This window comes from Spongiibacter sp. (genome assembly GCF_041602295.1).
GTDB lineage: Bacteria > Pseudomonadota > Gammaproteobacteria > Pseudomonadales > Spongiibacteraceae > Spongiibacter.
This window is the reverse complement of record NZ_JBFIGO010000099.1, coordinates 1-9,429: the sequence shown is the minus strand read 5'-3', so window position 1 is coordinate 9,429 and position 9,429 is coordinate 1. Positions and strand designations below refer to the sequence as shown.

Annotated in this window: 12 protein-coding genes and 1 pseudogene; 6 read left to right on the top strand and 7 right to left on the bottom strand. The window is 60.7% G+C overall.

Translation table 11 applies throughout. The features are described 5' to 3' along the window. The 6 genes and pseudogenes from ABYM29_RS13085 to minE all read left to right on the top strand — a co-directional run. Positions 1–657 (top strand): annotated as a pseudogene (locus ABYM29_RS13085) (NAD(P)/FAD-dependent oxidoreductase); the annotation flags it as partial. A 9-nt stretch (positions 658–666) separates the two neighbouring features. Continuing rightward, on the top strand, positions 667–1,413 hold the full coding sequence (locus tag ABYM29_RS13080; protein ID WP_372865218.1) for an SDR family NAD(P)-dependent oxidoreductase: 747 nt from the start codon (positions 667–669) through the stop codon (positions 1,411–1,413). Positions 1,414–1,506: 93 nt separating this feature from the next. Continuing rightward, entirely contained in the window at positions 1,507–1,752 is a 246-nt protein-coding gene (locus ABYM29_RS13075; RefSeq protein WP_372865217.1) for a DUF202 domain-containing protein, read from the top strand. Between the two features lie 91 nt (positions 1,753–1,843). After that, on the top strand, positions 1,844–2,605 hold the full coding sequence (gene minC / locus ABYM29_RS13070; protein ID WP_372865216.1) for a septum site-determining protein MinC: 762 nt from the start codon (positions 1,844–1,846) through the stop codon (positions 2,603–2,605). Between the two features lie 55 nt (positions 2,606–2,660). Next, positions 2,661–3,476 carry a septum site-determining protein MinD gene (gene minD / locus ABYM29_RS13065; protein ID WP_372865215.1) on the top strand — a complete coding sequence of 272 codons (816 nt, stop codon included), beginning with the start codon at positions 2,661–2,663 and terminating at the stop codon, positions 3,474–3,476. Next, complete coding sequence (minE, locus tag ABYM29_RS13060; RefSeq protein WP_372865214.1) at positions 3,473–3,724, top strand: cell division topological specificity factor MinE; 252 nt, start codon at positions 3,473–3,475, stop codon at positions 3,722–3,724. Before minD ends, minE begins: the two co-directional genes overlap by 4 nt. Before the next feature lie 86 nt (positions 3,725–3,810). Here the strand turns inward: minE and ABYM29_RS13055 are convergent, their stop codons facing one another. The 7 genes from ABYM29_RS13055 to ABYM29_RS13025 all read right to left on the bottom strand — a co-directional run. After that, entirely contained in the window at positions 3,811–4,320 is a 510-nt protein-coding gene (locus tag ABYM29_RS13055; protein WP_372865213.1) for a hypothetical protein, read from the bottom strand. A gap of 60 nt (positions 4,321–4,380) precedes the next feature. Next, positions 4,381–5,463 carry a CNNM domain-containing protein gene (locus ABYM29_RS13050; RefSeq protein WP_372865212.1) on the bottom strand — a complete coding sequence of 361 codons (1,083 nt, stop codon included), beginning with the start codon at positions 5,461–5,463 and terminating at the stop codon, positions 4,381–4,383. Between the two features lie 99 nt (positions 5,464–5,562). Beyond that, positions 5,563–6,006, bottom strand: coding sequence for a TlpA family protein disulfide reductase (locus ABYM29_RS13045; RefSeq protein WP_372865211.1), 444 nt, complete (start codon positions 6,004–6,006; stop codon positions 5,563–5,565). Between the two features lie 40 nt (positions 6,007–6,046). Then, positions 6,047–8,131: a TonB-dependent receptor plug domain-containing protein gene (locus tag ABYM29_RS13040; protein WP_372865210.1), complete on the bottom strand. Its 2,085-nt coding sequence runs from the start codon at positions 8,129–8,131 to the stop codon at positions 6,047–6,049. A gap of 166 nt (positions 8,132–8,297) precedes the next feature. Beyond that, the gene (locus ABYM29_RS13035) at positions 8,298–8,597 is read right to left on the bottom strand and encodes a DUF2149 domain-containing protein (protein ID WP_372865209.1); all 300 of its coding nucleotides are present in this window, start codon (positions 8,595–8,597) and stop codon (positions 8,298–8,300) included. Next, positions 8,590–9,111, bottom strand: a complete 522-nt coding sequence (locus ABYM29_RS13030) for a MotA/TolQ/ExbB proton channel family protein (protein ID WP_372865208.1) — start codon at positions 9,109–9,111, stop codon at positions 8,590–8,592. The genes ABYM29_RS13035 and ABYM29_RS13030 overlap by 8 nt, the downstream gene beginning before the upstream one ends. 1 nt (position 9,112) lies before the next feature. Further along, a partial coding sequence (locus ABYM29_RS13025; RefSeq protein WP_372865207.1) for a hypothetical protein occupies positions 9,113–9,429 on the bottom strand: 317 nt, incomplete at its 5' end.

The following is a 9,429-nucleotide window of genomic DNA, read 5'->3' as shown; positions in this document are numbered from 1 at the left end:
GAACAATCGGTGCGCGATCCCGAGCTGCGCGAGAAACTCCGGCCCAACTACCGCGCCGCCTGCAAACGCTTAGTCTACGCCGATCGTTTTTACGAAATGGTGCAGCGCGACAATGTCGAGGTCGCCATTGAAGACGTCACTCACATTGAAAAGACTGGCATCCGCAGCCCCGACGGCCAGCTGCGCGAATTCGACATTATCGTGCTGGCCACCGGCTTCCAGGCCGACCGCTTTATGCGCCCCATGGAAATACTCGGTCGCAATGGCCACAGCCTGGCCACCGCCTGGGCCGAACGCCCCACCGCCTATATGGCAGTGTCTATCCCCGAGTTTCCCAATTTCTTTATGCTCAATGGCCCCAACGGCCCTGTGGGTAATTTCTCACTGATCGAAATTGCCGAACAGCAGTGGCACTACATCAGCCAGCTGATGGCGCGAGTAGAAAACGGCCACTGCCGCGAGATCAGTGCCCGCTCCGAAGCCCTGGCGCAATTTGACCGCGACCGCATTGCCGCCGCGAAAAAATCCATTTTTGGCTCGGGTTGCCAGAGTTGGTATCTGGATGCCCAAGGCGTGCCCGCCACCTGGCCATGGAGCCGCGGCCACTTTAAGGCCGCCATGCAAACCCCCGACCTCAGCGCCTACCAGCAACTTTAGGAGAAGGCCATGAGTTACGCATTGGTCAGCGGCGCCGGCTCCGGCATCGGCCGCGCCACCGTCGAACGCCTGCACGCCGACGGCTACCCCGTTATCGCTGTCGATATTGCCCGGCCCGACGCGGCGCTGGCCAAGCAGTGGCGCGAACAAGGCATTGCGTTTCTGGCGTTAGATGTTGGCAACCGCGATGCCCTGCTGCCAGCGATTACCGAGCTTAGCGAAAGCCGAGCAATCAGCACCTTAATTAACTGCGCCGGCATCAGCAGCTATGGCCGCGCCACAGACATCAAGCCCGCTGAGTGGCAGCGGGTGATGAATATCAACCTCAACGGCAGTCTGTGGCTGTGCCAGGCCCTATTGCCGGACATGCTCGCACGCCGCCAGGGCTGCATAGTGAATGTCGCCAGTATTTTCGGCCTGCAAGCCTGTGACAACAATCTCGCCTACAATGTTGCCAAGGGCGGCATTGTCCAGCTCACCCGCAGCCTTGCCGCCGACTACGCCCACTGCGGTATTCGCAGCAATGCAGTGGCCCCGGGCTTAATTGAAACGCCGATGACCGCAGCCATTAAGCACGCTCCCGACACCCACCAAAAGTTTATCGACTGGCACCTGCAGGGCCGCGCCGGCCGCGCCGAGGAAGTCGCCGCCGCCATCGCCTTTTTATGTTCCGCCGACGCCAGTTTTGTGAACGGGCAGATACTCGCCGTCGACGGCGGCTTTTCCGCCGGGCGGCGCTTCGGCTCGACAAACTAGGCCGCATATCGTGCAAGATGGCGCCAGGCTCGCTATGGTTAATCCGCAATACATAACGACAACCGGCGCCCAGCGCTCACTGAGGAAGCCCCTATGGACGACAGCAGCGTTCGCGATCACCTCGCCTTAGAACGCACCCACCTTGCCAACGAGCGCACGGCGCTGGCCTATTTGCGCACCGCACTGGCATTTGTTGCGGCCGGCGCTGCCATTTTGCATTTTTACGCTGGCCACACGCTGCTCGCCACCAGCGCCTGGTTATTGATTGCCAGTGGCGCCGGCATTGCCCTGTGGGGAGGCAAACGCTTTCTTGGCGTGAGGCGACGCCTGCAAGGCTGACACCCGTCAGCCCGGCAACCCTTGCAGCCCAGCGGCCAACAGGCTATAAGTTGCCGCCTCATTCAGTGCAAACTCCGGTACACTTAGCCGCATGGATTCCAAACCTCAAAACGCCGAACTCTCCTTTAGCGACGCGCCGCTGTTTCGCTTGAAAGCCGGTCTGTTCCCGCTGACCCAGCTCGATATCAGCGACTACGAACACAGCCACTTCGCCGAGCAACTGCGCGCCAAGGCCGCCGAAGCACCGGCCTTCTTTCAACACACGCCGGTCGTGCTGAACTTCGAGCCCTATCAGGGCACGCTGGCGCCGCCGCTCCTTGAGTTGACCGCGCTGTGCCGCGACCACGGCCTGATCCCCGTGGCACTGCGCAGCCCCGACGAGGCCCTGCAGCAACGGGCCCGCGAGGCCGGGCTGGCACTGATGCCCGCCGGGCGACCGGGCCGCGACAACAGCGAAGCCGCGCCACAGGCCGCCTCCGCAGAACCCGAAGCCGCCATTGATAGCGCGAGCACCGCCAACAACCGCCCCAGCAAAATTATCGACACGCCGATTCGCTCCGGCCAGCAGGTATACGCCGCCGGCGGCGACCTGATTGTCCTGTCGTCGGTATCGGCCGGCGCCGAGGTCCTGGCCGACGGCAATATCCATATCTACGGCGCCCTGCGCGGCCGCGCCCTGGCCGGCGTGCGCGGCGACACTTCTGCGGGTATTTTCTGTCAGAGCCTGGAAGCCGAACTGGTATCTATTGCCGGAAACTTTAAACTGGACGAAGATTTGCGCGGCGAGCACTGGAAAGCCGCGACCAAGATTCGCCTCAGCAAGCAGACATTGCATATTCAGCCGCTGAGCTGAAACGCATATTATCCGGGCGCTAAGCGCGCCCAATTCAGCCATAGGGAGCCCTGTTTTGGCCAAAATTATAGTAGTGACTTCAGGTAAGGGCGGTGTGGGCAAAACCACCACTAGCGCCGCTATCAGTAGCGGCCTGGCGCTTCGCGGCCACAAGACCGCCGTCATCGATTTCGATATCGGCCTGCGCAACCTCGATATTGTCATGAACTGCGAGCGCCGCGTGGTCTACGACTTTGTCAACGTGATCAACGGCGACGCCAACCTGCGCCAGGCGCTCATCAAGGACAAGCGGGTCGACAACCTCTATATTCTGCCGGCCTCGCAAACCCGCGACAAAGACGCGCTGAGCGTCGACGGCGTCGAGCGCGTGCTGAAAGAACTGGCCGACGACGGCTTTGAATATATTATTTGCGACTCGCCGGCGGGCATTGAACACGGCGCCTTCATGGCCCTGTATTTTGCCGACACCGCGATTGTGGTCGCCAACCCCGAAGTCAGCTCGGTACGCGACTCCGACCGCATCCTCGGCATCTTGCAAAGCAAGTCGCGCCGCGCCGAGAACGGCGACCGCGTCGAGGAGTGCCTGCTGCTGACCCGTTACAACCCCGAGCGCGTCGCCAAGGGCGAAATGCTCGCGGTGGGCGATGTCGAAGAAATTCTGGCAACCAAGTTGCTCGGCGTTATCCCCGAATCGGAAACTGTGCTCAAGGCCTCTAACCAGGGCATCCCGGTGATTCACGACGAACAGAGCGCCGCCGGCCAGGCCTACAGCGACGCCGTGGCGCGACTGCTCGGTGAAGACGTCGAGCACCGCTTCGTCAATATTGAGCACAAGGGCATATTCAAGCGCCTGTTCCGGAGGAGCGCATGAGCATACTCGACTTCTTCCGCAACAATAAAAAAGACACCGCCTCCGTCGCCAAGGAGCGCCTGCAAATTATCGTTGCCCACGAGCGCAATCAACGCAACCAGCCCGACTACCTGCCCAAGCTGCAGCAGGAGTTACTGGAGGTGATTCGCAAGTATGTCGACGTCAGTCAGGACCAGGTGGAAGTGGCGCTGGACAACAACGGCAACTGCTCGGTATTAGAACTGAACATCACCCTGCCGGACCGCTGAGTCCGCAGTGCCGACGGCAATATGGCCGCCGGCACCCTCCTGGCGCAAACCTCTCTAGACCTGAGTTCCGGCCGTGGCCCCGGCCGCTAGCGCAGCGGCGCAAACGACTGCAGATAGGGATTCACTGCATTGCGCTGCAGGCGAATATAGTCGTGCTCGGTAAGCTGGTGGCAGCTATTGCAGCCGCTCAGCAGCTGATCAAACGCCGTATTGGCCCGCGGCAATTCGCCGCTGTCGATCGCCGTACCCAACTGCAGCATCAGCGGCTTTAGGGTGCTCGCCGACAGGCGCCCCACCGGGTAGTCGCCATAGCTGTCGATACTACTGGCACGGGCCACGGCGGCTTCCAGCTCGTGGGCATAAAAATCCGCCAAGCGCAGATTCTCGGCGTCTAGCGACAACTGAATTTTATGGGCGAAGCGCTGCATATCGGCCATCACCGCCACCAGGTCCAGACTCTCTTCAGCGCTGCCCAGCGGCGCAATACCCAGCCCCAGACTCAGCGCGAGCACCCGACCCAAGCGCCGTCCAGCGGCCCGGGCTCGCGCAAACGCTTCTTCGTTCACCACCGCTTCGTTCATTACCGCGTCATTCATTGCTGTCTTTACTCATTCACCCACGCAGGCGCTGTTATAGCAGAGCCATAGCGCCAGGCTCTACTGCTGCGACGATTTGTCGCGGCCGCTGTGGGACACCTCATCGTGTAAAAATCCGATTTGCCGCGCCCGCTGTTCCCAGCGTTGGCGGGCAAACACTTGCATATCCACCGCCGGGTCGGTCTCGTCGGTGATCTCAAAGCCGAGCAGGGTCTCGACGAGATCTTCTGTGGTCACCAGCCCGTGCAATTCGCCGTACTCGCCCACCGCCAGTGCCATCTGCTTGCCGGGCACCAGCATTTTTTGGATCATCGCCCGCAGCGGCAGGTTGTCGGGCACAATTAATAAGGGCCGCTGCAGGCTGTGCAGCACCGTGCCCGGCGCGTCGATGGCAGCGCGCAGAATTTCGTCCTTGCGAACAAAGGCGAAGACATTGTCGGGCTGCTCGCGATAAATCGGAATGCGCGAAAAAGGCAGCTCGCGGTTTTCGGCGAGAACCTGCTCCACCGTGCTATCACCATCCAGGCTGAAGATCACCGGCCGCGGGCTCATTACATCGCGCACCAGGGTGCGGCTAAAGCGCAGCAAACTGCGCACCGCCCGCGCCTCGCGGGGCGAAAACACCCCCTCTTCGACCCCCAGCTCGGCCAGCGCGGCAAACTCGTCGCGGCTCACCGAAGCCGCTTCCTGCTTGCGACTGAGAAACAGGGTGACCCACTGGGTCAGCCACACCAGCGGCGCCATTAGCCGCTGCACCCAGTGCAGCATCACCGCACAGGCCGGCGCCAATTGTCGCCAGTAACGCGCGCCCAGCGTTTTGGGAATAATCTCCGAAAACACCAAAATTAACAGCGTCAGTACCGCCGAGATCACCCCAAAATACACCTCGCCAAACAGCTTAGTCGCCTGCGCACCAGCGCCGGCCGCACCCACGGTATGGGCAATGGTATTTAGACTGAGGATGGCTGCCAGCGGCTTGTCGATGTCGTCCTTGCAGTTCTGCCACCAGCGCGCCGAACGCTGGCCCTTGGCCAGCCCCGCGGCAATATAGGAGGAGTTGACACTGAGCAGCACCGCCTCAAGCAGTGAACACAGAAACGACACCCCCAAGGCCAACAGAATATACAGTGCCAACACTGCCATAACGGTTTTGCTCCCACAGCTTCATTGCCAGCGCTCACTGTGGCACAGCTTGGCGCCGACTTAAATACACCCCCGTAGACTGTGTTCAAAAGCGTTCAGTCAATACGGCCCAACGGTGCAGATATCGGCAAAGGCGCTGACAAACTTCTGCCGGGAGTAATAGCCTTGCAGCCGCGCCACCTGCTGACCATCGGGCGCAAACACCAGCGTTGTCGGCGTAGCCGCCACCTCGCCGCCAACCGCAAGCAGCTGGCGATTTGCCCGCCCCGCCGGCAGCGCAACCTTGGCGCGGCGCAACTCCTCGCGCAGGGCATCGTCGCGACCATTAATCCCCACCAAGAGCGGCTGCACACGTTCACCACAGTCTTCAACGAGTTCGCTGAAGGCGCGCATCTGTCGCTGACACCAGCTGCACTGGGGCTCAAAAAAGCTGAGCAGTAACCAGCGCCCCCGATAGTCAGCAAGTTTCACCACGGTGTTCGACTGCAGGCCTGCCAGCTCGAGCTGATAAATTGACGACTGCGCCCACAGTAGCGGCGCCATAGCGCCGCCAAGCAACAGCAGCGCGGCGAGCCGCCGCCAGCTAGAACTGGTATTTAACACCGGCATAGATCTCGCGGCCCTTTAGCGGGCCGTAAATATCGGCAACATCGTAGCCACCATCCTGATAGAACAAGGGAGTTTCCATGTCTTCGGCCTGGGTGTAGGCAAGCAGATTCGTCGCGCCAAAATACACTGTCCACTGGTCGCCCAGCTCTTTCGCCACTCGGCTGTCCACCGTCCAGTAGGCTTTCGCTCGACGGCTTTTTGCCTGCAGGCCGGCCTCGTCGAAACTGGGGTTATGTGGCGTCGCGTACTCCGACAAGTCGCGACTGCCGATCCAGCTGGCGCTGACGAACACGTCCCAACCACGCACATCCCAGTCGCCGCTTACGACAATACGCTGCTCTACCGGCACCACCCCAAAGGCCTGCTTAAAGTTGCGGTCGTAGTCGACTTGCTCTGCGCTAAGCGCCAGCGTCAGGTTCTCCGCCAGCGCATAACTGAGGGCAATGTCGGCAACCCGAACCTGCGCGCGACCCGACATTTGCCCCAGCACCGGCACGCCCGCATCGGTCTCGCCCAATTCACTGAGATTCTCAACTTCGGTGCGGCTCAACGACGCCGTCGCGCTCAAGCGCTGGCCTTCAAAACTCAGGGCATAGGCGGCAGACAGCGAGCGCTCCAGACGATCGACATCCACCACAAAGCCCAGCTCGCCGTCGAGAATACCGTGGTCACTTTCAAAGAACGACAGCGGGGCGCGATAGCCGCGCCCAGCGGAAACCCGCGACACCCACTCTTCACTGTGGCGATAGCGCACATCCAGTCGCGGTGACAGCAGCGTCTCTTCTAACTCCACTCCCGGCTTTGAAGCATCGGTAAAGTCGGCGCGAATATCGTCAAAACGCAGCGCCATGGCGACCTCCAGATCGGCACTGGCGGTCCACACATCCTGCACATACAGACCGTAGGACAGATAATCGAAACTGTCCGACACATAGTTGGGCGACTGGCTATTGCTCTGCGAGCGCAGCACTTCGTCGCGTTGGTTCACACCCAGACTCAGCATATGGTCATCGTTCAAGGCCCAGTTTAACCGGGCATCGACATAGTAGAGATCGTTGTCGGCGCGATAGACAAAGCCCTCGTAGAAAGAATCTTGCTGGTGCTGGCTGAGGGCGGCACTAACGGTAGCATTAAGCCCGACTGAAAACTGGTGCAACCAACTGGCCGACAGCTCGTTGCGCGCCGACTCGATCCACTCAGTAGTCTCCCAAGCACGGCCGATATAGCGCTTGCGCACATCACCGTCCTCAAACAACTGCGCCGACGAATAATCCGGATCGGCGCGATACTCACGACGCACACGGTCTATATTGGTGTCCATCGGACCGCCAAAAATTTCGCTATCGATGCGGCTGTAGCGCAACACCACATTGTCGCTGTCGCCCAGATCCTGCGACAGCCGCAAAGTCAGCGATTGATTTTTCAGCTCGGGGCTTTCACTAACACCGTTGTCATCACCGTCGTACTGGTGACATTGGTCGCGCTGGGCAACTAGCGTAAATCGACTGCGCTCGTCGTCACTGACCGCGGTGAGCACCGAATTAATTTTTTCAAAACCGTGCTGACTGAGCGACAGCTCGATTTCGCCGCCGTTTTCCACCGCCTCGCGGCTAATCAGATTAATGCTACCGCCAATGGCTTCCGGCGCGGTTAACGAAGCCCCCGCGCCCCGCGCAATTTCTATTCGCTCGATGCCGGAAGTCGCCACGGCATCCAGACCGTAAAACCCCGACAACATGGTGTGCAGCGGCAGGCCGTCGACCAGTATGGTGCTGTGTTCACCGCGCATGCCATTGAGCATGACCCGCTTGACGCCGCACATCGAACACTCATTATTCACCCGCACACCCGGCGCATCTTCAATTGCCTCAGTCAGGCTCGCGGCATGGGCATTTTCTATCGCAAGCTCCGACACCACCTCGGTCTTCTGAATACTGTCTTTGAGCATGCCCGCCTCATACAGCCGCTGGCGCAGCCCCTTGACCACAACCTCCTCAACCTTGGAGGCGCTTGCCGCCGGGTGATCCGCCTGAACTTTGGTGACCAGTGTTATGCTCATCAGGCTTATGCTTGCCAGCCCCAAACTTGCCCACCGGGCAAAGGCCGTAGCCTTGCCGCCTCTATCTGTCATATTTTTTCTTCCTTTACTGCGTATCACTTTTCCAGCCGCCCCCACGCCTCAGCGCAACGCTGAGCCAAAGGCGACATCAACTTATGGGTTGTGGCTATTCGCCTATCAGAATCAACTTGCCGGTTTGTGGGTCGCGATAAACCTGACCCAGTGACTCATAGCCCTCGCCCTGTTCGAGCTGCTGTTTGACCGTGCTGGGCACACTCGGCAGCTCGCGCCCCAGGGTCACATCGCGCTGGCGGGCATCGAAATGGTTTTGCAGCTCGGGGCTAAAGGCCACCAGCGCTGCAATCAAGCCGCAGGCAAACACCAGAATAATGTCGACCAAATTGGCCAGCGGCCCCAGTGGGTCTTCATCGTGGTCGAGAAATTCGGAGCGCCGCCAGTTATCCATCGCAGTTCACCGAGTCCACCGCGCGACGCGGCGCGCTCTTGAGCCCGGCCAATTGCTGGTAGTCGGCCTGTAACTGGCGAGCCGCCAAGGCTTCCAGCGCGGCGTCGTACCAGCGGCGGCGCAAACGGCCCAGCACAAAACCGACCATGCCCACCAGTAGTCCGACCACGGTGGTATCAAAGGCGACAATCATCGCGGTGGTTAAAATCGACAGCTCGCCCTCGCCCAGCGCTGCCAGCCCCGGCCCCAGGGGAATCAACGTACCCATCAGGCCGAGCATCGGCGCCAGTCGGGTAATAAAGTCGGCGCGTTCAATCCGGCGCCGGCCGGCGGCTTTCAGCCGCGACGTATCGCCCCGAGCCAGCAGCCGGGCGATGCCGCCACAGCGCTCGCCAATGGCCAAGCCGCTCTCATACACGGCCAACACCACAAAACCCAGCAGGCTCCACACCACCGGCTCTAACAGCCAACTGGTCAGCTGGTGCATTAACCCCAGTGACAAACTCGACAACATCTCAACCTCCCCGCCGGCCGCGCCACAGCCCAGCCGTCATAATCAGTAGCGCAACTGCCAACCACAGCAAAAGATCGCGATTAGCCTCGGCAGTCGGCTGGGCAGCCACCGCTTGAGAAGCCGCGGCGGGCTCGCCGACCGCCGGCGCGGTTTCACCGACGGGCTCAGTTGGCTCTACCAGCTCGTCCACGTTCAGTTCGCGAATATGACTGGGCGCTGGCGCCTCAGCCACCGCGACCATGCGGCTGTTGGCCAACACTGCCTCCAGCCGCTGCGCCTGCTCATCGCCGATTTCTGCCTTCACCATGTCGTACATCG

Bases quoted from the DNA above. Each gene is read 5' to 3' on its own strand.
- ABYM29_RS13075 (WP_372865217.1), top strand. From the start codon at position 1,507: ATGGACGACAGCAGCGTTCGCGATCACCTCGCCTTAGAACGCACCCAC.
- ABYM29_RS13035 (WP_372865209.1), bottom strand. From the start codon at position 8,597: ATGGATAACTGGCGGCGCTCCGAATTTCTCGACCACGATGAAGACCCA.
- minC (WP_372865216.1), top strand. From the start codon at position 1,844: ATGGATTCCAAACCTCAAAACGCCGAACTCTCCTTTAGCGACGCGCCG.
- ABYM29_RS13040 (WP_372865210.1), bottom strand. From the start codon at position 8,131: ATGAGCATAACACTGGTCACCAAAGTTCAGGCGGATCACCCGGCGGCA.
- ABYM29_RS13080 (WP_372865218.1), top strand. From the start codon at position 667: ATGAGTTACGCATTGGTCAGCGGCGCCGGCTCCGGCATCGGCCGCGCC.
- ABYM29_RS13045 (WP_372865211.1), bottom strand. From the start codon at position 6,006: ATGGCGCCGCTACTGTGGGCGCAGTCGTCAATTTATCAGCTCGAGCTG.
- ABYM29_RS13055 (WP_372865213.1), bottom strand. From the start codon at position 4,320: ATGAATGACGCGGTAATGAACGAAGCGGTGGTGAACGAAGAAGCGTTT.
- ABYM29_RS13050 (WP_372865212.1), bottom strand. From the start codon at position 5,463: ATGGCAGTGTTGGCACTGTATATTCTGTTGGCCTTGGGGGTGTCGTTT.
- minE (WP_372865214.1), top strand. From the start codon at position 3,473: ATGAGCATACTCGACTTCTTCCGCAACAATAAAAAAGACACCGCCTCC.
- ABYM29_RS13030 (WP_372865208.1), bottom strand. From the start codon at position 9,111: ATGTTGTCGAGTTTGTCACTGGGGTTAATGCACCAGCTGACCAGTTGG.